Origin of the sequence: Bacillus sp. FSL R10-2201 (assembly GCF_038008665.1) — a bacterium.
GTDB lineage: Bacteria > Bacillota > Bacilli > Bacillales > Bacillaceae_G > Bacillus_A > Bacillus_A mycoides.
Window position 1 is genome coordinate 3722420 of record NZ_JBBOZP010000001.1, and the last position, 24363, is coordinate 3746782.

The 24363-nt window shown below is 37.4% G+C and carries 21 protein-coding genes and 1 other annotated feature (1 of these 22 running past the window's edge); of the genes, 4 read left to right on the forward strand and 17 right to left on the reverse strand.

Features of this window, described 5'->3' with window-relative positions; genetic code table 11:
* Window positions 1-17 precede the first annotated feature (17 nt).
* On the forward strand, window positions 18-1727 hold the full coding sequence (locus tag NSQ69_RS19070) for an Rqc2 family fibronectin-binding protein (protein WP_002128838.1): 1710 nt from the start codon (window positions 18-20) through the stop codon (window positions 1725-1727).
* A 40-nt stretch (window positions 1728-1767) separates the two neighbouring features.
* Here NSQ69_RS19070 and NSQ69_RS19075 read toward each other — a convergent pair whose 3' ends face one another.
* On the reverse strand, window positions 1768-2949 hold the full coding sequence (locus NSQ69_RS19075; RefSeq protein ID WP_078206262.1) for a lysozyme inhibitor LprI family protein: 1182 nt from the start codon (window positions 2947-2949) through the stop codon (window positions 1768-1770).
* A gap of 449 nt (window positions 2950-3398) precedes the next feature.
* Between NSQ69_RS19075 and NSQ69_RS19080 the strand changes: the two genes are divergently transcribed.
* A complete protein-coding gene (locus tag NSQ69_RS19080; RefSeq protein ID WP_078206263.1) occupies window positions 3399-4469 on the forward strand; it encodes a M24 family metallopeptidase in 1071 nt (356 codons plus the stop codon).
* Window positions 4470-4633: 164 nt separating this feature from the next.
* Here NSQ69_RS19080 and NSQ69_RS19085 read toward each other — a convergent pair whose 3' ends face one another.
* Window positions 4634-5002: a YoqO family protein gene (locus NSQ69_RS19085; RefSeq protein ID WP_016120740.1), complete on the reverse strand. Its 369-nt coding sequence runs from the start codon at window positions 5000-5002 to the stop codon at window positions 4634-4636.
* Window positions 5003-5017: 15 nt separating this feature from the next.
* Complete coding sequence (locus tag NSQ69_RS19090) at window positions 5018-5449, reverse strand: YoqO family protein (RefSeq protein ID WP_254841782.1); 432 nt, start codon at window positions 5447-5449, stop codon at window positions 5018-5020.
* A gap of 101 nt (window positions 5450-5550) precedes the next feature.
* On the opposite strand from NSQ69_RS19090, the gene NSQ69_RS19095 reads away from it, so the two are divergent.
* Window positions 5551-6936, forward strand: coding sequence for a membrane protein (locus tag NSQ69_RS19095; protein ID WP_033731203.1), 1386 nt, complete (start codon window positions 5551-5553; stop codon window positions 6934-6936).
* Between the two features lie 166 nt (window positions 6937-7102).
* A complete protein-coding gene (locus NSQ69_RS19100; RefSeq protein WP_002033769.1) occupies window positions 7103-7357 on the forward strand; it encodes a YbeF family protein in 255 nt (84 codons plus the stop codon).
* 116 nt (window positions 7358-7473) lie between these two features.
* On the opposite strand, the gene pyrE is transcribed toward NSQ69_RS19100, so the two are convergent.
* The 14 genes from pyrE to ileS2 form a co-directional block, all read right to left on the reverse strand.
* Complete coding sequence (gene pyrE / locus NSQ69_RS19105; RefSeq protein ID WP_012261599.1) at window positions 7474-8106, reverse strand: orotate phosphoribosyltransferase; 633 nt, start codon at window positions 8104-8106, stop codon at window positions 7474-7476.
* Window positions 8103-8819 (reverse strand): orotidine-5'-phosphate decarboxylase, encoded by a 717-nt coding sequence (gene pyrF, locus NSQ69_RS19110; RefSeq protein WP_341099609.1) that lies wholly within the window; start codon window positions 8817-8819, stop codon window positions 8103-8105. The genes pyrE and pyrF overlap by 4 nt, the downstream gene beginning before the upstream one ends.
* A complete protein-coding gene (gene pyrD / locus NSQ69_RS19115; protein ID WP_002088238.1) occupies window positions 8804-9733 on the reverse strand; it encodes a dihydroorotate oxidase B catalytic subunit in 930 nt (309 codons plus the stop codon). The genes pyrF and pyrD overlap by 16 nt, the downstream gene beginning before the upstream one ends.
* A complete protein-coding gene (pyrK, locus tag NSQ69_RS19120; RefSeq protein ID WP_341099611.1) occupies window positions 9730-10509 on the reverse strand; it encodes a dihydroorotate oxidase B electron transfer subunit in 780 nt (259 codons plus the stop codon). The genes pyrD and pyrK overlap by 4 nt, the downstream gene beginning before the upstream one ends.
* A complete protein-coding gene (carB, locus tag NSQ69_RS19125; protein WP_002128845.1) occupies window positions 10506-13724 on the reverse strand; it encodes a carbamoyl-phosphate synthase large subunit in 3219 nt (1072 codons plus the stop codon). The genes pyrK and carB overlap by 4 nt, the downstream gene beginning before the upstream one ends.
* Complete coding sequence (locus tag NSQ69_RS19130) at window positions 13709-14806, reverse strand: carbamoyl phosphate synthase small subunit (protein WP_002111416.1); 1098 nt, start codon at window positions 14804-14806, stop codon at window positions 13709-13711. Before NSQ69_RS19130 ends, carB begins: the two co-directional genes overlap by 16 nt.
* The gene (pyrC, locus tag NSQ69_RS19135; protein WP_002088243.1) at window positions 14803-16089 is read right to left on the reverse strand and encodes a dihydroorotase; all 1287 of its coding nucleotides are present in this window, start codon (window positions 16087-16089) and stop codon (window positions 14803-14805) included. The genes NSQ69_RS19130 and pyrC overlap by 4 nt, the downstream gene beginning before the upstream one ends.
* Window positions 16073-16987, reverse strand: coding sequence for an aspartate carbamoyltransferase (gene pyrB / locus NSQ69_RS19140; RefSeq protein ID WP_002128846.1), 915 nt, complete (start codon window positions 16985-16987; stop codon window positions 16073-16075). Before pyrB ends, pyrC begins: the two co-directional genes overlap by 17 nt.
* Window positions 16988-17134: 147 nt before the next feature.
* On the reverse strand, window positions 17135-18427 hold the full coding sequence (gene uraA / locus NSQ69_RS19145) for a uracil permease (protein ID WP_002014712.1): 1293 nt from the start codon (window positions 18425-18427) through the stop codon (window positions 17135-17137).
* Between the two features lie 146 nt (window positions 18428-18573).
* Window positions 18574-19116: a bifunctional pyrimidine operon transcriptional regulator/uracil phosphoribosyltransferase gene (gene pyrR / locus NSQ69_RS19150; RefSeq protein WP_001156489.1), complete on the reverse strand. Its 543-nt coding sequence runs from the start codon at window positions 19114-19116 to the stop codon at window positions 18574-18576.
* A 204-nt stretch (window positions 19117-19320) separates the two neighbouring features.
* On the reverse strand, window positions 19321-20229 hold the full coding sequence (locus NSQ69_RS19155; RefSeq protein WP_002128848.1) for an RluA family pseudouridine synthase: 909 nt from the start codon (window positions 20227-20229) through the stop codon (window positions 19321-19323).
* 4 nt (window positions 20230-20233) lie between these two features.
* On the reverse strand, window positions 20234-20692 hold the full coding sequence (lspA, locus tag NSQ69_RS19160) for a lipoprotein signal peptidase LspA (RefSeq protein ID WP_002128849.1): 459 nt from the start codon (window positions 20690-20692) through the stop codon (window positions 20234-20236).
* Window positions 20693-20817: 125 nt separating this feature from the next.
* Window positions 20818-21147 carry a hypothetical protein gene (locus NSQ69_RS19165; protein WP_002014715.1) on the reverse strand — a complete coding sequence of 110 codons (330 nt, stop codon included), beginning with the start codon at window positions 21145-21147 and terminating at the stop codon, window positions 20818-20820.
* Window positions 21148-21305: 158 nt separating this feature from the next.
* On the reverse strand, window positions 21306-24071 hold the full coding sequence (gene ileS2 / locus NSQ69_RS19170; RefSeq protein WP_002128852.1) for an isoleucine--tRNA ligase: 2766 nt from the start codon (window positions 24069-24071) through the stop codon (window positions 21306-21308).
* Window positions 24072-24143: 72 nt separating this feature from the next.
* Window positions 24144-24363: a binding site (T-box leader), on the reverse strand (it continues 5 nt past the right edge of the window).

The window sequence follows — 24363 nt, forward strand, 5'->3', positions numbered from 1 at the left end:
GAAAGGAGTGTTCATTCATGGCATTCGATGGATTATTTACAAGAGCAATTACACATGAAATTGCAAATTCTCTTCAAACAGGAAGAATTTCAAAAATATATCAACCCTCAAAATATGAAGTTTTATTACATATTCGAGCAAACGGAAAAAACCAAAAACTAATTCTTTCATCTCACCCTACATATGCGCGTATGCACTTAACAAATCAAAACTACAATTCACCAGCGCTACCGCCGATGTTTTGTATGCTTCTTCGCAAACATTTAGAAGGTGGATTTATTGAAAAAATTGAACAAATTGACTTAGAACGTATTATTCAAATTACAGTCCGCAGTCGCAATGAAATCGGTGACGAATCAGTAAAAACATTAGTAATCGAAATAATGGGACGACACAGTAATATTATCTTAGTAGATACGAAAACAAATGTTATTTTAGATAGCTTAAAACACGTTTCTTTAGCGGTAAACCGACATCGTACTGTATATGCTGGAGCTGAATATGTTGCCCCACCGGCACAACATAAAGTTAATCCGCTTCTTATCGAAACAGAAGATGATTTTATTAAACCGCTAGACTTTTTATCTGGCAACATGGACAAACAACTTGTCGGAGCATTCATGGGAATTTCCCCATTATTTGCAAAAGAAGTTGTAAAAAAAGCAGGTATGGCAAATGAAAAAGCATTATCTGAAGCTTTCTTCAGCTTGCAAAAACCTTTGCTAACACATCAGTACGTGCCAGCAATGATAACAGCAAATGGAAAAGAGTTCTTTTACCTATTCCCTCTTTCTCACTTACAAGGAAACGAAAAAACATTTTCATCTGTTAGTGAATTATTAGATCGTTTCTTCTTTGGTAAAGCAGAGCGCGATCGTGTAAAACAACAAGCTCACGATTTAGAACGCTTTATGCAAAATGAAAAAACAAAAAATGAAAAGAAGCTAATTAAACTAGAAAAAACATTACAAGATGCCGGAAAAGCAGATAAATATCAACTATTTGGAGAGCTACTTACAGCCAATATGTACGCTTTGAAAAAAGGTGATAAAGAGATAGAAGTCGTTAACTATTACGACGAAAATGGTGGGACTGTAAAAATCACATTAAATCCTTTAAAAACACCATCTGAAAATGCACAACGCTATTTCCAAAAGTACCAAAAAGCGAAAAATTCAGTTGCTATTGTAGAAGAACAAATCGTAAAAACAAATGAAGAAATTCTTTATTTCGATAGCTTACTTCAACAAATGGAGGTTGCTTCTTCAAAAGATATTGAAGAGATTCGTGAAGAACTGACCGAAGAAGGTTATGTACGTAATCGTAAGAAGAAAAACTCAAAGAAAAAACCGACAAAACCAGTATTGGACAAATATTTAGCTAGTGATGGCACAGAAATTTTCGTCGGTAAAAACAATAAGCAAAATGATTATTTAACAACGAAATTCTCCCGTCGTGATGAAATTTGGTTACATACGAAAGACATACCTGGGTCCCACGTTGTCATTCGTTCTCTTGAACCTACGGAAGAGACTTTACAAGAGGCCGCTAAAATCGCTGCTTATTACAGTAAAGCAAAAGATTCTAGTTCTGTTCCTGTAGATTTCACAAAGGTACGCCATGTCAAAAAACCGAGCGGTGCAAAACTTGGATTTGTTACATATGACAATCAACAAACATTATATGTAACACCAGATGCTGATACAGTAATGAAATTAAAAGCGTAAATTTAAAAATGCGTTGCTAGCTAGCAACGCATTCTTTAATTTAGTTCATATACCCATTAACTAATTCGTAACATCTTTCTTTTGTCATCTTATATTTCTCTTCCGAAGCCTCTATACGTCTCATCGTTCCATTATTTGGATCTGTACCAATCGCTGTAACTTTACTTTCTTTTTCTTTAACCCATGCAATCTGTTTTGTTTTTAATGACTGAAATGCATCAGCTGACATCGTATTTTTTAATGTACTGTAAATTTCATTTAGTTTATTATCCCATAGTTGATAATTTCCTTCTATTTCATTTACTATGTCATTTGTTGACATAACATTTGTATGTTTTTCTTCGTTTTCTAGAGCAACTAACTCATTTAGAGCCTTAGTTTTACCTAATACTGAAGAAGATTCTTTTTTTGGCTGCTTCTCTTCTTTTGAACTAGTATACGTACTGGAATCATTTCCCTTAGCTGTTTCTTGCTCTTGAATAAAATCTTGTTTCGTTACCTTCTCTTGCTCTTCATCATCTACATTGTGAGTAATAACAGATGTTTGGGCATCCACAGCAACTACTCCGTTACTTTCTTTAAAAATATATTTCTTATTTCCACTATTCTCTTCTCTAACGAAAGAGACATTCTTGAAACCTTGAACTCTAAGAATTTCGTTAGCTTCTTCTTTAGTTAACTTTAAATCTACTGGCGTATTTGATGACCATTTATCCATTAACCATTTTCCATCGGTATAAACTAAAACAAATTCCCACGTCTCCGCTTCATTCCCCATATCGTTTGCAAGGATAAGCGTCTCAATCTTTAAAACATCATTTTTCTGTGAACAAGTTATTCTCACGTCTGGCTCAATATGAATTGGGAATGGCAACATATCCGTCTCTCTAGACCTATTAAATGTGTCAAGCGACTTAGGAAGCTGATTTTCTACAAACTTATCTGTAACTAATCCCTTAACTCCTTTTTTCGCTGTCTCCATATCTCCAGGATTATTTCGGCTCCATCCATTTTCTTTTTCCATCTCACTAAAAGCGTTTGCTATCCTATCTACGCTCTTTCGTACAATCTTTTTCGCTTCTTTTCCTGTCACTTCTGGTGCTTCATCAAGCTGTTCAATCTTTTCATTTACTTGAACTTTGTTTTCACTTTTTTCACAACCTGCTAGAACAAACATACTAACTACCAAGCAAAATGACATTACTTTACTTAATTTTTTCATATACTCACATTCCTTAATCCTATTTATTCGTTACGTATCCCTATCTTCGAGAGAAACCCAACAATTACCTATTGTATCAATAATTTTTTATTTATATATTAATTTTTATATTAAAATAAATAATAAATGTAATGTTATTTTCAAATATACACTCTAAACATCGCTTATCCTTTTCTTTCCTAACTTCGATATTCCAAAAAAATTTGACATTATTTTCTCGTATTTGTATAAATTTTTTTACAGTGTGTAAAAAAATCGATTCGATGTTCTTTTCATTTGCTCACTAATATTTTGAAGCAATCCGTAGTTTTCAAATAGTCCTTCCCACAAATAGCGGACAGAACTTTACTTTACCTTCCCTTATATATATTCCCCACTATCCTTTCTCTAAAGTTATCTTTTGGCACGCTATTTGCTTTATTCAATACTGTGAAAAGGGGGAAATTAACATGAATTTAAGAATTACTAAAATCCAAAATCAACTACAAAAATATGAAATTGACGGATTACTTATTACCAAAAAAGAAAATCGCCAATATGCAACAGGCTTTACAGGTAGCGCTGGCGTCGTCTTAATCTCTGCGGATAAAGCGGTTTTTATAACTGATTTTCGCTATGTAGATCAAGCGAAATCACAAATAAAAGAAGCTGAAATTATTATGCATAAAGGAAATCTAGAAAAAGAAATCGCAAATCAAGTATCGAAATTAAACATTCAAAAACTTGGAATTGAAGAAAATAACATGACATTACAACAATATAAAAACTTACAAAAATACATACATGCGGAAATGGTGCAAGTGTGCGAAATCATCGAAGATATTCGCATTATTAAAGACACACCTGAAATAGAAACAATGAAAATTGCGGCTAATATTGCTGACGAATCATTTCACCACATCCTTACGTTTCTAAAGCCAGGAATAAGTGAGACTGATGTCCGAGATGAATTAGAATTTTTCATGCGAAAGAAAGGAGCTACATCCTCATCATTTCAAATTATTGTAGCTTCTGGCGTTCGCTCTTCACTTCCTCATGGCGTTGCATCGAATAAAATAATCGAGCACGGCGATATCGTTACCTTAGATTTCGGTGCACTTTATAACGGGTATTGTTCCGATTTAACACGTACTGTAGCGATTGGCGAACCATCGGAAGAATTCAAAAAAATATATAATGTTGTATTAGAAGCATTAAAGCGTGGAACTGCAGCCATTAAACCTGGAGAAACGGCGAAAAGTATCGATGATATAACGAGAGATTACATTACAGAACATGGATACGGTCAATATTTCGGCCACTCTACTGGTCATGGGCTTGGGTTAGAAATTCATGAACCTCTCCGTCTATCCCAAGAAAGTAAGGCTACTTTAGAAGAAGGTATGGTTGTTACAGTTGAACCAGGTATTTATATACCAAACTGGGGCGGGTGTAGAATTGAAGATGATATTGTCATCACAAAAGAGGGCTATGAGGTTATTACAAAAGCGAATAGAGAATTAATTGTTATCCCTTGTTAAAAGTCATGAACTTTTTAACAGGAGTTTTTTCATAACTACTTTAAGTGGTTTCACGTATTTGAAGATGAGATCAACCATCGCGGACAAATTCGTTTAATTAAAAAGATGCAAAAAGCTCATTCAGTAAAGTAAGAAAATGCCACCGAATAAGGTGGCATTTTCTTTTATTCATTAACGAATAACTTTTCGTTTACTTTTTTAGCCACTACCGCTACCGATATTAAAATGCATATTAAATATAGCAATTTCGCAATAAATAACCACCCTTGAAACATTACAATTCCATCTATTACCTCATTTCCTTTCAATAATAAAAACGGAATCGTGCTAATTATAATGACAAACTCGATGCTGAAAACAATTTTCTTTTTTCGACTATATGCTTTCCATTCATCCCAGCGATACATAGGAGCAAAAATCAATACTCCTATACATAATATTACTGGTACCCATTCACTTTTAAGAAATTGCCCCGAAATAACTGATAATATTAAACAACCGAGCACACCATAATACCCTATTTTCTCTCTCATTCGTACTCCCCCATTCTACTTCTCCTTTAATATGTAACTTGCTATTCTTATCATGACTCTTAGAAAAATAACGACTACAATTACAAGATAAAGACCTTTCGCAGAAGACATCCAATCTTGAAAAATAGACATTTTCTCCATTTGCTTTTGGCCCTCTATTAAAATAACCCCTACGACAAATGAACAAACAACAATGATACCTATCATAATTCCAATACTTTTCTTACCATGTTGTTTCATGTCATCCCAACGATATAACAGTATAAAAACAAACCCGAGAACAGGTATGATACTTATCCATTCATTGTTTGTAAGCAGATTTAAAATGATTAATAGACTACAAGATATGATAAATCCCCAAAATCCAATTTCTTTGCGCATAAGCCCTCTTTTAATTCCATTTTTAGGATTAATTGTATTGTAACATCCATTTATTGTTCTTACCATTACAGTACATGAAATTTCACTTTTTTTCTTTTCCCTATACTCACATACTTTCACTGCTTCCATACAATGAACTACACGAATGCCTAAAGGATGTGAATGTTATGGGAGTTGAATTAACGCTTTTACATGCTCTCTATATTCTTTGTTTACTCACTATTATTACCTTTTTTATTTTTAGAAAAGATACGACGATCATTTGTATCGTTTTTATCTTTTTATTAGCATTAACCGCTACAAGTTCTATCCCTCTTGCCATTAGTGGTATCTTTCAAAGTTTCATTTACGCCATTACCGAACTATTACCAACTATATTAATCATCTCCATTATCGTATCAATGAGCAACCTACTCGTTCATACCGGCATAAATGATACGATGATTTCACCATTTACAAAGATGATTCGTACACCTGCACATGCCTACTGGATTATCGGTCTTTTAATGATGACAATTTCCTTTTTCTTTTGGCCTTCTCCAGCTGTCGCCTTAATGGGGGCCATTTTATTACCAGTCGCTGTACGCGTCGGCCTTCCGCCAATTGGAGTCGCAATCGCTATGAACTTATTCGGACACGGTATCGCCTTATCTGGTGACTTCGTTATTCAAGGTGCACCGAAATTAACTGCAGATGCTGCTGGTCTTCCTGTTTCCAGCGTTGTTTCAGCCAGTGTTCCCCTCGTTATCGTTATGGGTATTGTGACAACTTCCGTCGCATTTTTCTTCTTACGAAAAGAATTTCATACAGGCTTATCTATACAAGAATCTATTCCATCAACTGAGTCTTCTAAAACGCTCACTTCATTATCTCCTCAGACAAAAAAATGGCTCGCTATTTGTATTCCGATCGTATATGCCATAGATATTCTTTGCATGATTCAATTTAAACTACAAGGAAGCGATGCAACTGCACTTATCGGCGGGACGACTGTTATTATGATTATCATTATTTCTCTCATCGCCTACAAAGGTAATGGACTGAATAAAACGACCGATTATTTTATAGAAGGGCTCCAATTTGGATTTAAAATCTTTGGTCCAGTTATCCCAATTGCTGCACTCTTTTATTTAGGAGATAGCGGCTTTGTGAAAATTATCGGGGACTATTTACCGAAAGGTTCACATGGAATCATTAACGACTTAGGAATCGCCTTATCTCAAATTGTTCCTTTAAACCAATATGTATCGGCAGGAACATTAACTATCGTTGGTGTCATAACAGGCTTAGATGGATCTGGCTTTTCCGGTATATCACTTACTGGTTCGATTGCCAATCTTTTCGGAACAGCACTTGGGCATGGAACAGCTACATTAACAGCACTTGGGCAAATTGCAGCAATCTGGACTGGCGGTGGCACTTTAATTCCTTGGGCGCTTATTCCTGCCGCTGCCATATGCAAAGTAGATCCTTTTGAACTTGCGCGCCGAAACTTTTTACCAGTTGTGATTGGCTTAATCGTCACCACGATCGTTGCGATGTTTATTCTATAGCGTAAGCGAGTATTCTCTTGCTTACGTTTTTCATTGTGAAATCAATCATTTATTACTGACTTTCAAAAGGGATTATGTATATGTTAGCGAAGTTATATTAGGAGAGTATTTATTTCAAAACGTTTACGAGAAACAGATTACTTCAATTAGAAAAGGGGACATAACTATGAATGAATTGATTTTTGTCTTATTAATTTGTCCATTACTTATCTTTATCGTTTCTGTTATTGGAACACGTAGAACGAGAACGTACTATGTAATGCCAATTGTAACGTTTGCTAGTTTTTTAATAGTAGGTGCTATCGCCTTCCCTCCAAAGTTTTTCTTTTGGGTCGGTATGTATAGTATCTTCTCATTTATTATTTCTTATATGACTCTATTGTTTGTGAGAGGATATGAAGTTGCAGAAAACAATAAGTAGTTATTAGTGAGGAGATTGTACTATGATTTTCTTTGATATCGATGGAACTTTACATAAAATTTTAGCAATGATATAAAAAAGACGACCGCGTTCCCCCGCGGTCGTCTTTTTTCGTGTTACGCTGTAATCCAAGCTTCATTTGCTGGATTTTTACGCCACTCTTGTAATTTTTTCGTTTCAGCTTGTCCGATCATACCTTTTTCTGCTGCAACTTCAGTTAATGCACTGTAATCACTTAAAGAATATGATGCTACGTTTGCTGCTTCTAGTTTCTCTTTTCCTGACTCAAGCTCGTATGTGAAGATTGATACGATTCCTAATACTTCACAGCCAGCTTCGCGAAGTGCTTCTACACATGTAATTGCACTACCGCCAGTTGAAATTAAGTCTTCTACTACTACTACTTTTTGACCTTTTTCAGCTTTTCCTTCGATTTGGTTCCCTTTACCGTGACCTTTTGCTTTACTACGCACGTAGCACATTGGTAAATCCATACGATCGCTTACCCATGCAGCGTGCGCAATACCAGCAGTTGCTGTTCCTGCAATAACTTCTACAGTTGAGAAGTGCTCTTTAATTAACTCTTCTAATCCAGCTGCAATCGCTTGGCGTACTTTTGGATAAGATAAAGTTAAACGATTATCACAATAAATTGGTGATTTTATACCAGAAGACCAAGTAAATGGGTCATTCGGTTGTAAAAATACTGCTCCAATTTCTAATAAATGCGATGCGATTTCTTTTTTCATACTGTTACACCTTCCCACTGTTGTTTTACTGTTTTATACGCTTCAAGCGGATTTTCTGCTTTTGTAATACTACGTCCAACTACGATGTAGCTTGAACCAAGTTCCCTCGCACGTTTCGGTGTTGCTACGCGCACTTGGTCATTTACATCATCGCTTGCAAGACGAATCCCCGGTGTTACTGTTACAAATTCATTTCCGCATACTTCACGTAATTTTGGTACTTCAAGTGTTGAACAAACAACTCCATCAAGTCCACTTTCTTTCGTTAATTTTGCATAATGAGCAACCGCTTCTTCTAACGTTTTCTCAATGCCAATCTCTTTTTTCATCATAGCTTCCGAAGTGCTTGTTAATTGTGTAACTGCAATACAAATCGGTCTCTCTTTTTCTTCTTGCTTACCTTCCTCTAATCCCTCAATCGCAGCTTTCATCATACTGCTTCCCCCAGCAGCATGAACATTTACCATATCTACATCTAGACTAGCTAGGCTACGCATAGCGCTTTTTACCGTATTCGGAATATCATGAAGTTTTAAATCTAGGAAGATTTTATGTCCTTTTTCTTTTAAGTACGTAATAATTGCAGGACCTTCTTTGTAAAACAACTCCATACCAACTTTGACAAATAACTCTTCCCCTTCAAAGTGGTGTAAGAATTGTTCTACCTCTTGTTTCCCTGGAAAATCTAGTGCAACGATTAACGACTGTGACATGTTTGCTTCCAGCTCCTTCCTTGACATTCCGAAATATGATCAAATCCTAATTCATCTAGTAATGCTGGTAATTCTTCAATAATTGTCGGACATACGAACGGATCGATAAAGTTCGCCGTTCCAACTGCGACCGCGCTTGCGCCCGCATAGAAGAATTCAATTACATCTTCCGCTGTTTCAATACCACCCATTCCGATGATCGGAATGTTAACCGCTTGACTTACTTCATGTACCATACGAATTGCTACTGGCTTAATCGCAGGCCCTGATAGTCCGCCCGTACGGTTTGCTAAAATTGGTTTTGCAGTTTTTAAATCTAGACGCATACCAAGCAATGTATTAATCATCGTTAAACCGTCCGCACCCGCATTTTCAATTGCTTTTGCAATTTCCACAATGTTTGCCACGTTCGGTGACAATTTCACATATACCGGTACTTCAGAAACCTCTTTTACTCGCTTCGTTAAATCAGCAGCAATTTCAGGATTTGTACCAAAAGCGATACCACCCGTTTTTACGTTTGGACAAGAAATATTTAATTCTAGCGCATGAACATTAGGTGCCTTTGAAATCGCCTTCGCAACCGCTACGTAATCCTCAGCTTGTGAACCCGCAACGTTTGCAATAATCGGAAGATCAAATTGCTCGAGAAAAGGTAATTCAGAATTCATTACCTTTTCTAATCCAGGATTTTGAAGCCCGATTGCATTTAGCATTCCGCCTGGTGTTTCAGCAACACGAGGCGTTGGGTTTCCATAACGAGGTTGTTCTGTTGTCGCTTTAATCATAATTGATCCAAGTACACTTAAATCATAGAACTGTGCATACTCACGACCAAATCCGAAGCAACCAGATGCTGGGATGATTGGATTTTTTAATGATAACCCTGGTAATTCAACTTGCAATCTGTTCATAGTACAACCTCCCCGATTGGAAATACTGGTCCGTCGCTACACACCTTCTTGTAAGAATGCCCACTCGGATCTGCTTGCAAATGGCATACACATGCGAAACATGCTCCGATACCACAGCCCATACGTTCTTCTAATGAAATGTAGGCTTTTCTCTCCTTATAGCGTCCTTCTAATGCACGAAGCATCGCTAAAGGTCCACATGAGTAGAGAATGTCAAAGTCAATTCCATAGCTATCGATTACATCTGTTACAAACCCTTTTGTAACATGTGTACCATCAACTGTTGCAACATACGTATCACCAAGTTCTGCGAATTTCTCTTCATAGAAGACAACATCTTTCGTTTGGAAACCTAAGATGTGAATAACGCGTACTCCTTTTGCTACAAGACGCTGTGACAATTCATATAGTGGTGGTACACCAATTCCCCCACCAACTAATAGAGCCGTTTGTCCAGATTCCGCTTCTTCTACAGGAAATCCATGACCAAGTGGTCCTAACACATCTACAAGTTCACCTTGTTTTCTTTTCGCTAATGTTTTTGTCCCTTGTCCTTCCGCACGATATAGCATTGTAAATTCGTTCTTGTCTTGATCGACATTACAAATACTAATTGGGCGGCGCAGAAGAGGCGTAATGCCCTCTGCTACCTTAATGTGTACAAACTGCCCTGGATCGTTCATTTGCTGCACTAAATCCCCTTGAAGCACTAATTCGTAAATGTTTTTTGCGATTTCTTTTTGGTTAACGACGATCATATTTTGCTTTTGCATCATGCATGTACCACCTCGTGACGCTTCGTTTGCGTAATTTCTTTCATTGAATGAGCTGAGAATGTCATAGATTCTAATACTCTCAAGATTGCTCTCGTTGTATCAAGTGATGTTAAGCAAGCCACACCATTTTCTACTGATTCACGGCGAATGCGGAAACCATCACGCGCTGGTTGTTTTCCTTTTGTTAATGTATTGATTACAAACTGCGCTTTCCCTTGACGGATAATATCAAGTAAGTTGTAGTCTTCAGAATCAATTTTGTTTACAACTTGCACCGGAATGTTTTGTTCTGTTAGTGATTGTGCTGTTCCTGCTGTTGCTAATAAGTTATAGCCGATTTCATGGAAGCGTTTTGCAATTTCCAGCGCTTCTTCTTTATCTTTATCCGCTACAGTGATGATTACTGATCCGTGCGTTGGAATGTTAATTCCTGAAGCAACAAGTCCTTTATATAATGCTTTTTCAAGAGTTAAATCTTTACCCATTACTTCCCCTGTTGATTTCATTTCAGGCCCTAATGTTGTATCAACTGAGCGTAGTTTCGCAAATGAGAATACCGGTGCTTTTACATACACTTCCTTCTCTTCTGGGTGATAGCCAGTTCCATATCCTTGTTCTACAAGGTTTTGACCTAAAATAACTTTCGTTGCGATATTTGCCATCGGTACGCCTGTAATTTTACTTAAGAATGGTACTGTACGGCTCGCACGTGGATTTACTTCAATTACATACACTTCATCTTTGAATACTACAAACTGAATGTTTAGTAATCCAACAATGTTTAAACCTTTTCCAAGCCCAATTGTATGTTCAATAATTTGTTCTTTTAGTTTTTCAGATAAGCTCTGTGGTGGATATACTCCAATTGAATCCCCAGAGTGAACTCCAGCGCGTTCGATATGTTCCATAATACCTGGAATGAATACATTCTCACCGTCTGAAATTGCATCTACTTCAATTTCTTTACCAACCATATAACGGTCGATTAATACTGGGTGATCTGCGTGAACTTTAACCGCATTTTTCATGTAGTGCAGTAATTCTTCTTGACGATATACGATTTCCATCGCACGTCCACCTAGTACGTAAGATGGTCTTACTAATACTGGGTAACCAATTTTGTCAGCGATCGCTACTGCTTGCTCTACAGTCGTTGCTGTTTTACCAACTGGTTGCGGGATACCAAGCTTTGTTAAAGCTGCTTCAAACTTATCACGATCTTCTGCACGGTCTAAATCTTCAAGTGATGTTCCTAAGATTTTTACACCGTGTGCTTCTAATTTAGCCGCTAAGTTAATTGCCGTTTGTCCACCGAATTGGACGATAACACCTTCTGGCTTTTCTAAATCGATAATGTGCATTACATCTTCGATTGTTAATGGTTCAAAGTATAATTTGTCAGAAATACTGAAGTCTGTTGAAACTGTTTCTGGGTTGTTATTAACAATGATTGCCTCATATCCAGCTTCTTTTATTGCCCATACAGAGTGAACTGTTGCATAATCAAACTCAACACCTTGACCAATACGGATTGGACCAGATCCTAGTACAACTACACTCTTACGATCTGTTACAATCGATTCATTCTCGTCACCATATGTGCTGTAGTAGTATGGTGTTGCAGATTCAAACTCTGCCGCACAAGTATCTACCATCTTATAAACAGGAGTCATATTGCTTTCTTTACGCATATCGTAAATTTCACGCTCTGTTTTGTTCCAAGCATTGGCGATGTAATGGTCACTGAAGCCCATTTCTTTAGCAGATTGTAACACTTCCATATTTCCTACATTCGCTTTTACTTCGCGTTCCATGTTTACGATATTTTCAATTTTTTGTAAGAAGAAGAAGTCCATTTCACACCATTCGTTGATTTCTTCTTTCGTTACACCTTGACGGATTGCTTCTGCTACAACGAACAGACGCTCGTCATCAGCTTTTATAATACGCTTTTTCATCGTTTCTTTATCAAGCTCTTTTAAGTGGTCTAACTCTAGGTGATAAACGCCAAGCTCTAAAGAACGAATCGCTTTTAATAATGATTGTTCTAAGTTACGTCCGATTGACATAACTTCACCAGTTGCCTTCATTTGTGTACCAAGTGTTCTGTTTGCTGATTCAAACTTATCAAATGGCCAACGTGGAATTTTTGAAACAACATAGTCTAATGCTGGCTCGAAGCAAGCATATGTTTTTTGTGTTACTGGGTTTATAATTTCATCTAATGTTAAACCGACTGCAATTTTCGCCGCTAGCTTCGCAATTGGATATCCAGTTGCTTTAGATGCTAGTGCAGACGAACGACTCACACGCGGGTTTACTTCGATTACATAGTATTGGAAGCTATGTGGATCAAGTGCAAGCTGAACGTTACATCCACCTTCAATTCCTAATGCACGAATAATTCTTAATGAAGTGTTTCGTAACATTTGATACTCACGGTCACTTAATGTTTGGCTCGGTGCTACAACGATAGAATCACCTGTGTGAACCCCAACCGGATCGATATTTTCCATGTTACATACTACAATCGCGTTATCATTCGAATCACGCATTACTTCATATTCAATTTCCTTACAACCGGCAATACTCTTTTCTAATAAACATTGTGTTACTGGACTATGTTTTAATCCACCTGATACGATTTCAATTAGTTCTTCTTCATTATTACAGATTCCGCCACCTGTTCCCCCCATTGTAAATGCTGGGCGAACAATAACTGGATAACCAATTTCTTTTACAAATTCATGTGCTTCTTCCAGCGTATGAATAATCGTGCTAGATGGAATTGGTTCATTTAATTCCTGCATTAATGTACGGAATAAATCACGATCCTCGGCTTGCTCGATTGCTGATAATTTTGTTCCTAAAATTTCAACTCCGCACTCTTCAAGTATGCCTGATTTCGCAAGTTCAACAGCCATGTTTAGGCCTGTTTGACCACCTAATGTTGGTAGGAGTGCATCTGGACGTTCTTTACGAATGATACGGCTTACGAATTCTAATGTTAATGGTTCTATATATACTTTATCTGCTGTTGCAGTATCTGTCATAATTGTTGCTGGGTTAGAGTTAACAAGGATTACTTTGTAACCTTCTTCTCTAAGAGATTGACAAGCTTGTGTACCAGAGTAATCAAACTCTGCTGCTTGCCCAATTACAATTGGTCCTGATCCGATTACTAAAATTGTGTTAATGTCTAGGCGTTTTGGCATAACTCTTCCCCTTCTTTCTTGAAGTTTTCAATCATTGCTAAGAAATCTTCGAATAAATCATTTGCATCTTCTGGTCCTGCAGAAGCTTCTGGATGGTATTGCACTGTAAATGCTGGGAACTTCGTATGACGAAGACCTTCTACTGTTCCATCATTTAAAGCAACATGTGTAATTTCCAGTTCTGTATTTCCAACTGATTCTTCTTCTACTGCGTAACCATGGTTTTGAGATGTAATTGCTACTTTTCCAGTTGCAAGATTTTTTACTGGATGATTTAAACCACGGTGACCGAATTTTAACTTACTTGTATTCGCACCAGATGCCAGGGCGAACAATTGATGTCCTAGGCAAATCCCGAATAAAGGAACTTTACCAATAATTTCTTTTAACATTTCAATTGCTTCTGGTACATCTTTTGGGTCCCCAGGTCCATTACTTAACATAATTCCATCTGGGCTAAGGCGTAGAATTTCTTCTGCTGTTGTATTGTAAGGTACAACAATTACATCACAATCACGCTTATTTAATTCTCGTAAAATACCATGTTTCATTCCGAAGTCTACAAGTACAACTCGGTGTCCACGGCCTGGACTTGGATATGGATCTTTTGTTGATACGCGTTTCACATGATCTGTAAAGACAGTTGCTTTCAATTGGCTAACGATGTCCTCTACATCCACATCCATATTGCAAAGACGTCCGCGTAAAGTTCCATATTGACGAATTTTTCTTGTTAATTTTCTCGTATCAATTCCTGCTAATCCTGGGATATTTCTTTCTTTCAAGTAATCATTTAGCGAAATTTCATTACGGAAGTTTGATGGGTGATCACAAATTTCGTTTACGATTAAACCATTTACAGATGGGTGAATTGATTCAAAATCATCACGGTTAATGCCGTAGTTTCCGATTAATGGATACGTAAATGTTACGATTTGACCGCAGTATGATGGATCAGATAAAGTTTCTTGATATCCAGTCATCCCAGTTGTAAATACAACCTCACCTGACTTTTCTATTTCTCCTCCGAAACCTTTTCCAATTAATACTGTTCCATCTTCTAAGATAAGTTGTCTTTTCATACTAATGCACTCTCCTTTTGCCATGCGATCTTACCACCAACGATTGTCATAACCGGCCAACCTTGGCATTTCCAACCTGCGAATGGTGTGTTTTTTCCTTTTGATAAGAATGTTGTTGGATCAATTTCTTCTTCTTGTTCTAAATCGATAATTGTAATATCAGCTGTTCTACCTTCTGTTAGGCGCCCTGCTTCTAAACCGAATGTGTCAGCTGGTTTTTCTGTTAAGAATTGAATCAGTTGCTCTAATGTAATGATTCCTTTTTTCACAAGGTTCGTATATAAAAGCGGGAATGCTGTTTCAAAACCAGTAATTCCGAACGGTGCTCTTTCAATCCCTTGCGCTTTCTCTTCTGCAGTATGCGGTGCATGGTCAGTTGCGATCATATCAATTGTTCCATCTAATAGTCCTTCAATTAACGCTGCATGATCTTCTTTTCCTCGAAGCGGTGGATTCATTTTAAAGTTAGGATCAGCCGATGGGATATCATCTTCACATAATACTAAGTGATGCGGTGTTACTTCTGCTGTCACCTTAATTCCAGCACGTTTCGCGTCACGGATTACACGTACAGATCCTTTTGTACTTACATGACATACGTGGTAGTGACAATTTGCAGCTTCCGCAAGTAAGATGTCCCGGGCAATATGTACGGATTCACATACTGATGGGATACCGTTTAATCCGTGTTTCTCAGAAAACTTCCCTTCATGTACACATCCTTTATTAATAAGTGTGTTCTCTTCACAGTGTGCAACAACTGCCATATTTAATTTCGATGCACGCTTCATTGCAGCTAACATCATGCTTGCATCTTGCACGCCTACGCCATCATCAGTGAAAGCAAACGCTCCAAGTTCTTTTAACGTTTCAAAATCGGTCATTTCAGAACCTGCTTGACGTACTGTAATTGCTCCATATGGTAATACATTTACATGTGCTTTTTCTTTAATACGCTTTTGCAGGTCTTCCATATGTTCTTTACAATCTGGTACTGGGCGTGTGTTTGGCATTGCGCAAATTGTAGTAAATCCACCTTTTGCTGCTGCAAGTGTTCCTGTTTCAATTGTTTCTTTATGTTCACCACCTGGTTCACGAAGATGAACGTGTACATCTACTAATCCAGGTGCGATTAACTTTCCATTTACATCGATTACTTCAGCATTATCTGCCGTAATATTTTCTGCTACCTTCGCAATTTTACCGTCTTGTACGAGAAGATCTGTTGCTACGATTGTTCCTTCTGCATTCATATAACGACCATTTTTAAACAAATAATTCATGTTTCATTCCTCCTAATACATTTGGTAATGCGCGTTTTAGTACAGCCATTCTTACGTAGACCCCGTTTTCCATTTGCTTGAATATGCGTGAGCGTTCACACTCGACAAGTTCACTCGCAATTTCAACATCACGGTTTACAGGGGCTGGATGCATAATAATGCTTCCTTCTTTCATACGTTTTTCTCTTTCAACTGTTAACCCATGTTGCTCGTGATACTCTTTCATAATGTCTGTTTCATAATGGTCATGACGCTCATGTTGTACACGAAGTAACATCATCACATCCACTTCTGGAACAAGTTCATCTAAACTCTTGTACGTTCCAAATGTGTTCTCTTCATCTTTCCACTCTTCTGGGCTTGCAAAGTAAATTGTCGCGCCCAGTTTCGTTAATGCTTCTGCATTAGAACGTGCTACTCGGCTATGACGAACATCCCCAACTATTGCAATCTTCAAACCTTCAAATCTTCCAAACTCTTGTTTAATTGTTAGAAGATCGAGTAGACATTGCGTTGGATGATTTCCACATCCATCTCCAGCGTTCAAGATTGGGATATTCACCTGATCTTTTAATTCATCGAAGTAACGATCTTGCTCATGGCGGATGACTACCGCTTTTGTTCCGATTGATTCTAGTGTTCTTATCGTATCGTATAAAGTTTCTCCTTTTTGTACGCTAGATGCATCTGCGGAAAAGTCTAATACTTCAAGTCCTAATCTCTTCTCAGCAACTTCAAAGCTAAATCTCGTCCTCGTACTATTCTCAAAGAACAAGTTCGCAACAAATGTTTGCTCTGTCGTTTTTCTCTCTTTTCCATTCGCGAAATCTTCTGCGTCTTTTAGGATTTCTGAAATTTCTTGTTCCGATAATTCACTCATCGTTAACAAATGGCTCATCGTCATCCCTCATCTTTCTGTTTTTTATGATAACACCATTGAATTTATATAACAATAACTGTATAAAAATACCCTAGTCTTTGAGACTAGGGTGCGTTAAAGTAGCCACCCTTTTCTATCTCACAGGACTGAATTAAAAGGTTATTTTTATGAAGCAATCTGCTTAGATTGTTTTGTTTTATTTGTTTGTTTTGTCTCTGGTAGTAGTAGATTTAATAGTACACCTACAATTGCTGCTAACGCCATTCCTTCTACTTGGAACGATTCACCTACGTGCAGTACCGCTCCGCCAATACCGATTACTAGTATAACTGATGCAATCATTAAGTTTCGTTTGTCACCTAAGTCTGTTTTATCGTCTACCATCATACGTAAACCACTTGATGCGATTACACCGAAGAGTAAGATTGATACACCACCCATAACTGGTGTTGGAATCGAATGAATCAGTGCTGAAATCTTCCCGATAAATCCAAACATGATTGCGAACACTGCTGAACCGATGAATAAGTATACACTGTATGCTCTCGTAATTGCTAGCACACCGATGTTTTCACCGTACGTTGTATTCGGTGGTCCTCCTATTAGTGATGCGATCAATGTTGCTATCCCATCACCGAAGATTGAACGATGTAAACCTGGTTTTTCAATTAAATCTCTTTTAATAACATTTCCAAGTACAATTTGATGTCCGATATGTTCTGAAATTGTTACAAGTGCAACTGGCACCATTAAGAGTACAATTTTCCATGAAAACTCCGGAGTATATGTTACAAACGGTACTGTGAAGTCTGGTATGACAAACCATTTTGCCTCAGCTACTGGCTTTAAATCTACTAGCCCTTGGAAGTAAGCGAATATATACCCGCCGATGATTCCAAGTAGCACTGGTATGATACTGAAAAATCCTCTTCCGAATATGGAGCAAATGATTGTAATTGCTAATGTTACTAATGCTACTGAAAAGTGTGTAATGCTATACTTACCATCCGCACCGTTCATCGCCATGTTCACTGCTGTATGTGCTAAAGATAAACCGATTACCATTACGACTGGCCCAACTACGATTGGCGGAAGTAATTTCATAATCCATTCTGACCCAGATTTCTTAATTCCGAGTGAGATTAAGATGTAAACAAGTCCCGCAAGCATTCCTCCAAGCATCGCTGCTCCAGGTCCACCTGCTGTTTTCGCTGTAATAATTGGTGCAATAAAGGCGAATGATGATCCTAAATATGCTGGTACTTGACCTTTCGTTATTAGAAGAAACGCTAGCGTTCCTAATCCACTTGATATTAAAGCTACTGATGGATTCAGTCCTGTTAAAAACGGAACAAGCACTGTTGATCCAAACATCGCGAACAAATGTTGTATACTTAATAATAACCATTTTCCCGGTTTCGGTACTTCATGAATGTCTAACACTGGCTTTTGCTCCATTGTTACATCCTCCTTCAGTTTTAATTTTTGCAATAAAAAAACTCTTTGTGCCTGTGCACAAAGAGTCCTACACTTTCGTATGCCAAATTTGACATATGAAAGCCAAGACCCTTTGGCAGCCTCACAGGACTACATTTAAAAGGGCTTTACTTATCGTATATGCTTACTCGATCTTGTTGATCTGTCTCTTGCAAATCAACTTCGATACGCTCTTCACTAGATGTTGGAATGTTCTTTCCTACATAATCAGCGCGAATTGGTAATTCACGATGACCTCTATCAACAAGAACAGCCAATTGGATTTGTGATGGTCTACCTAAATCCATAAGAGCATCCATTGCTGCTCGAACTGTTCTACCTGTATATAACACATCATCCACAAGGATAACTTTTTTCTTCGTAATATCTACAGGAATATCAGAACCTTTTACAAGTGGTTCTTTATGTTTCGATTGTAGTGTTAAATCATCACGATATAACGTAATATCTAACTCTCCTACTTCCATCTCTTTTCCTTCAATTTGACCAATTCGTTCTGCCAAACGTTGTGCAATAAAAATTCCACGTGTTTTTATTCCGACAAGAACACAATTATCGACACCTTTATTTCGTTCCACGATTTCATGACTAATTCGTGTTAAAGCGCGGCGAATCATTTGGTCATCTAAAACGACAGCTTTCTCTTGCATGCTCTACACCTCCAAGCTTTTTTTCTTGCGTGAGAGTAATGGTATAAAAAAAGTCCTCTCAGCGTGTGCGAGAGGACTTTTGAAAAAAGGGTACAACATACCCTAAGTATTTCAAACCGTTACCTTCTCAACCTCACGGGGCTGTGTTAAAGGATCATTATTTAACTGTTGTCAGTATCTCAGTTTTCTTATGATTTGTCAATACTATTTCCGTAAAACATTTAGCGCTTCTTCAAACACTTCTGGAATCGGTGCCTCAAACTCAATATATTCACCAGTACGAGGGTGATCGAAACCTAAAATCCCTGCATGAAGTGCTTGTCCATTCATATCTAATGTTTTCTTCGGACCATACTTTGGATCTCCTGCAAGCGGATAACCAATATATTTCATATGAACACGAATTTGGTGTGTACGTCCCGTTTCTAAGCGGCATTCTACAAGTGTGAAATCCTTAAATCGCTCTAACACTTGGAAATGTGTAACTGCATTCTTACCATTTTCATCAACAGTCATACTTTGACGTTCTTTTTTATCACGACCAATTGGAGCGTCAATTATTCCTTTATCATGTGGAATTACACCATGTACAATCGCTTTATAACGTCTTGTTACCGTTTTTGCTACAAGTTGATTTACAAGTGATTCATGCGCCATATCATTTTTAGCAACCATTAATAATCCAGATGTATCCTTATCAATACGGTGTACTATACCAGGACGCATTACACCGTTAATACCTGATAGGTCTGTACAATGATGCATAAGTCCGTTTACAAGCGTACCCTTCGTATGCCCTGGTGCTGGATGTACTACCATGCCACGCGGCTTATTTACAACTAGTACATCGGCATCTTCATAATAAACTTCTAAATTCATATCTTCCGGTTGAATATCTAACTCTTCTGGCTCGGGAATTGTTACTGTAATTTCATCATTTCCTTTTACTTTATAATTCCCTTTAACTGATTTCCCATTTACTGTCACAACAGCATCTTTAATCCATTGCTGCACTTGTGAACGTGACCATTCACTGTTTATTTCTGCAACGAATTTATCAATTCGCTCGCTTTTTTGTTCTTCTGCAACTGTTACTTGTACTACTTCACTCATTCAATTACTCCTTCGCTTTCTTTCCTTCTAATACTGTTTGAATAATAATTAATACAACTCCAATACATAATGCTGAGTCAGCTATATTGAATACCGGATAGTTGTACGAGAAAATATACACGTGAATGAAATCCACTACTTCTTGTCTAAATACACGATCAATAAAATTGCCAATTGCTCCGCCTAAAATTAGACCTAATGAAATACCTAGAAGCTTGTCCGTTTTCGCATATTTTTTCATATAAAATACGATAAATGCTACGAAAATGACTGTAATAATGTAGAAAAACCACATTTTATTTTCTAAAATACCCCAGGCAGCTCCTCTATTTCGATGAGATGTTATGTATAATACATTATCGATAATCGGAATGCTCGTACCCAATTCCATGTTCTTTACAATTAGCCACTTCGATATTTGATCGATGGCAATGACAAATAACGCTATTACATAATATATCATTTTCATTTCCCCCACAAAGACAGTGTACCTCAAAATTTTAGCATAGCTGCTACCTTTTCACAATGAACCTTTGTAGAAGAATAAAATAAATTAAAAAAAGGTAACATAATATCGTTGTGCGTATTTCATACATTTACCTTTTCATAGAAAAATTCATGAATAGTACGAGCAGTCGGCATTGTTTTCATTTGTTTTGTAGAAATCGCTCTTCCAGTTTCTTCACAAATACCGTACATATCTATTTCCATTTTAAACAATGCACGTTCTACATCTTTTAAATCCTCTTTTATATCATGTAATAGCAATTTTTTCTTTGTCTCTTCCTTTATTTCGTATCCAAGTTCTTGCCCAAATTCCATATAGTATGTGTGCATTACTTCTTTCGCCAATCTATCTTGCAACTCTTTTCTCATCAATTGCAATTCTTCTTTTATTTCCATATAAATTTCATTCACGTGTACATTCCTCCCAGCTGCAATGTACAATTAGTGTGTCCGAAATTTCCACGCTTACCTCACACACATTTTTCCTTCATAGGAAAGAGAGTGAAAGTTATTTCGATATATCATCAACAAAAAACTGACTGCTATTATGAGCAGTCAGCTTTTTTTCATTATTTTACATAATTTTCTTTAACAACCGTTGCACAACGCTCACATAATGTTTCATGTTCTGCATCTTTACCAATTGTTTCTGAAACAACCCAACAACGTTCACACGTCTCACCTGTCGCCTGTGCTACAACTACAGCTGTATGCTCATACTTTGGTGCTTCTGTTGGCGCTTCTTCAATTGTACCACCAAGTTTATACTCAGAGACGATGAATAATTGCTTTAAGTCTTCGCTAATAGACTCTAACATAGCCTTCATTTCTGCAGTCGGATATAGCGTAATGCTCGCATTTAATGACTTACCAATTACTTTCTCATTACGAGCTACTTCTAACGCTTTTAAAACGTCATCACGTAATGTCATAAATGCATCCCATTTTGCTCTTAACGCTTCTGAACCCTCTACTTCTGTAGCTTCTGGCATATTAGTTAACTGTACGCTTTCTTCTTCTGCACCAGGAACATATGGCCATACTTCATCAGCTGTATGAGGTAAGATTGGCGTTACAAGTTTCGTTAATGCAACAAGAACATCATATAATACAGTTTGAATTGCACGACGATCCGCGTGATCTGCACCTTCAATGTATAAAATGTCTTTTGCAAAATCTAAGTAGAATGAACTTAGATCAATTGTACAGAAGTTGTGAATTGCATGATATACAGCAGCAAAGTCATATGTTTCATATGCATCTTTTACTTTTGTAATTAAGTCATTTAACTTCACTAACATGTAACGATCTACTTCACGAAGTTCAGCTACCGCTACTGTATTTTCACTTGGATTAAAATCATCTAAGTTTCCTAATAAGAAACGGAATGTGTTACGGATTTTACGATACACTTCTGCTACTTGTTTTAAAATATCATCTGAAATACGTACATCAGATTGATAGTCAACAGAAGATACCCATAAGCGTAAAATGTCTCCGCCTAATTGATCCATAATTTTCTTCGGTACGACGATGTTTCCAATCGACTTACTCATTTTACGTCCTTCACCATCTAGTACGAAACCATGGCTTAGTACGCCTTTATATGGAGCTTTACCAGTCACAGCAACTGCTGTTGATAATGAAGAGTTAAACCAACCACGATACTGGTCAGATCCTTCTAAATATAAATCAGCTGGACGTTGTAAGTCTTCGCGCTCTTCTAATACCGCTTGGTGAGAAGAACCTGAATCGAACCATACATCCATGATGTCTGTTTCTTTACGGAATTCACCATTTGGGCTACCTGTATGTGTAAATCCTTCTGGTAATAAATCTTTCGCTTCACGCTCGAACCATACGTTAGAACCGTGCTCACGGAATAAATCTGCTACATGATTAATTGTTTCATCTGTAATAATTGGATCACCATTTTCTGCATAGAATACAGGAATTGGCACACCCCATGCACGCTGACGAGAAATACACCAGTCACCACGGTCACGAACCATATTATGAAGACGAGTTTCTCCCCATGCTGGTACCCATTTTGTTTCCGCAACAGCTTCTAATAATTCTTTACGGAACGCTTCAATAGATGCAAACCACTGCGCTGTCGCACGGAAAATAATTGGTTTTTTCGTTCTCCAATCATGTGGGTATGAATGCGTAATGAATGTTAGTTTCAGTAACGCGCCTACTTCTTCTAATTTTTCCGTAATTGGCTTGTTAGCTTTATCATAGAATAAGCCTTCAAATCCAGGTGCTTCATTTGTTAATACACCTTTATCATCAACTGGGCAAAGTACTTCTAAGCCATACTTTTTACCAACAACGAAGTCATCTTCCCCGTGTCCTGGTGCTGTATGAACACAACCTGTACCTGCATCTGTTGTTACGTGCTCTCCTAGCATAACTAATGAGTCACGATCGTAGAATGGATGTTTTGCAACTGTATACTCAAGTTCGCTACCTTTTACCGTTTTCACAACTTCAGCATTTTCCCACTCTAACGTTTTTGCAACTGTCTCAAATAGTTCAGAAGCGATGATATATTTCTCATCATTTACTTTCACAATAGCATATTCAAGTTCTGGGTGAACAGAAATACCTAAGTTTGCAGGTAACGTCCAAGGCGTTGTTGTCCAAATAATGTATTTCTCATCACCTTCTAATACGTTCTTTCCATCTTTTACAGGGAATGCTACGTAAATAGATGCTGATTTTTTATCTTGATATTCAATTTCAGCTTCTGCTAAAGCTGATTCACTTGTTGGAGACCAGTAAACTGGTTTTTGTCCTTTATAGATATAACCTTTTTTCGCCATGTCACCAAACACTTTAATTTGTTGTGCTTCATAAGCTGGCTCTAAAGTAATATATGGATTATCCCAATCTGCACGTACACCTAAACGCTTAAATTGTTCACGTTGACGTTCCACTTGCTCATATGCATACTCTGCACATAACTTACGGAACTCAGCAACTGTCATTTCTTTACGCTTTACACCTTTATTTGTTAAAGCTTGCTCAATTGGTAAACCGTGTGTATCCCAACCTGGTACATATGGTGCACAGTATCCAGTCATTGATTTAAAACGAACAATAAAGTCTTTTAACACTTTATTTAGTGCGTGTCCCATATGGATGTCACCATTTGCATATGGAGGTCCATCATGTAGTACAAATAAAGGACGGCCTTTCGTATGTTCTTGTACCTTTTCATAAATATTCATTTCAGCCCATTTTTCTTGCATTGCAGGCTCACGTTTCGGTAAATTCCCACGCATCGGGAATTCTGTTTTTGGCATTAGTAATGTATTTTTGTACTCCATGCTCAATTCCTCCTTAAATATATAAACGACAGACCTTAAAAAAGGGAATAAAAAAGAGACCTCTCATCCCCAAAAAGGGACGAGAAAGTCTCCCGCGGTACCACCCTAGTAGACCATATACAAATGCATAAGGTCCTCTTTATATTCTTAACGCGAATATACGCCTACGCTTACTAAATTTGTTCAGCGCGGAACTCCAGGGTGATATTCCCATTATCTCCTTATCCTGAGCTTACACCATCCTCAGTTCGCTATATAAGGTATGAAAAAGGTACTTATCCCTATCTTCGTT

Coding starts and splice junctions, on each gene's coding strand:
- NSQ69_RS19070 (WP_002128838.1), top strand. CDS start 18: ATGGCATTCGATGGATTATTTACAAGAGCAATTACACATGAAATTGCA.
- NSQ69_RS19075 (WP_078206262.1), bottom strand. CDS start 2,949: ATGAAAAAATTAAGTAAAGTAATGTCATTTTGCTTGGTAGTTAGTATG.
- NSQ69_RS19080 (WP_078206263.1), top strand. CDS start 3,399: ATGAATTTAAGAATTACTAAAATCCAAAATCAACTACAAAAATATGAA.
- NSQ69_RS19085 (WP_016120740.1), bottom strand. CDS start 5,002: ATGAGAGAGAAAATAGGGTATTATGGTGTGCTCGGTTGTTTAATATTA.
- NSQ69_RS19090 (WP_254841782.1), bottom strand. CDS start 5,449: ATGGTAAGAACAATAAATGGATGTTACAATACAATTAATCCTAAAAAT.
- NSQ69_RS19095 (WP_033731203.1), top strand. CDS start 5,551: ATGGGAGTTGAATTAACGCTTTTACATGCTCTCTATATTCTTTGTTTA.
- NSQ69_RS19100 (WP_002033769.1), top strand. CDS start 7,103: ATGAATGAATTGATTTTTGTCTTATTAATTTGTCCATTACTTATCTTT.
- pyrE (WP_012261599.1), bottom strand. CDS start 8,106: ATGAAAAAAGAAATCGCATCGCATTTATTAGAAATTGGAGCAGTATTT.
- pyrF (WP_341099609.1), bottom strand. CDS start 8,819: ATGTCACAGTCGTTAATCGTTGCACTAGATTTTCCAGGGAAACAAGAG.
- pyrD (WP_002088238.1), bottom strand. CDS start 9,733: ATGAACAGATTGCAAGTTGAATTACCAGGGTTATCATTAAAAAATCCA.
- pyrK (WP_341099611.1), bottom strand. CDS start 10,509: ATGATGCAAAAGCAAAATATGATCGTCGTTAACCAAAAAGAAATCGCA.
- carB (WP_002128845.1), bottom strand. CDS start 13,724: ATGCCAAAACGCCTAGACATTAACACAATTTTAGTAATCGGATCAGGA.
- NSQ69_RS19130 (WP_002111416.1), bottom strand. CDS start 14,806: ATGAAAAGACAACTTATCTTAGAAGATGGAACAGTATTAATTGGAAAA.
- pyrC (WP_002088243.1), bottom strand. CDS start 16,089: ATGAATTATTTGTTTAAAAATGGTCGTTATATGAATGCAGAAGGAACA.
- pyrB (WP_002128846.1), bottom strand. CDS start 16,987: ATGAGCCATTTGTTAACGATGAGTGAATTATCGGAACAAGAAATTTCA.
- uraA (WP_002014712.1), bottom strand. CDS start 18,427: ATGGAGCAAAAGCCAGTGTTAGACATTCATGAAGTACCGAAACCGGGA.
- pyrR (WP_001156489.1), bottom strand. CDS start 19,116: ATGCAAGAGAAAGCTGTCGTTTTAGATGACCAAATGATTCGCCGCGCT.
- NSQ69_RS19155 (WP_002128848.1), bottom strand. CDS start 20,229: ATGAGTGAAGTAGTACAAGTAACAGTTGCAGAAGAACAAAAAAGCGAG.
- lspA (WP_002128849.1), bottom strand. CDS start 20,692: ATGATATATTATGTAATAGCGTTATTTGTCATTGCCATCGATCAAATA.
- ileS2 (WP_002128852.1), bottom strand. CDS start 24,071: ATGGAGTACAAAAATACATTACTAATGCCAAAAACAGAATTCCCGATG.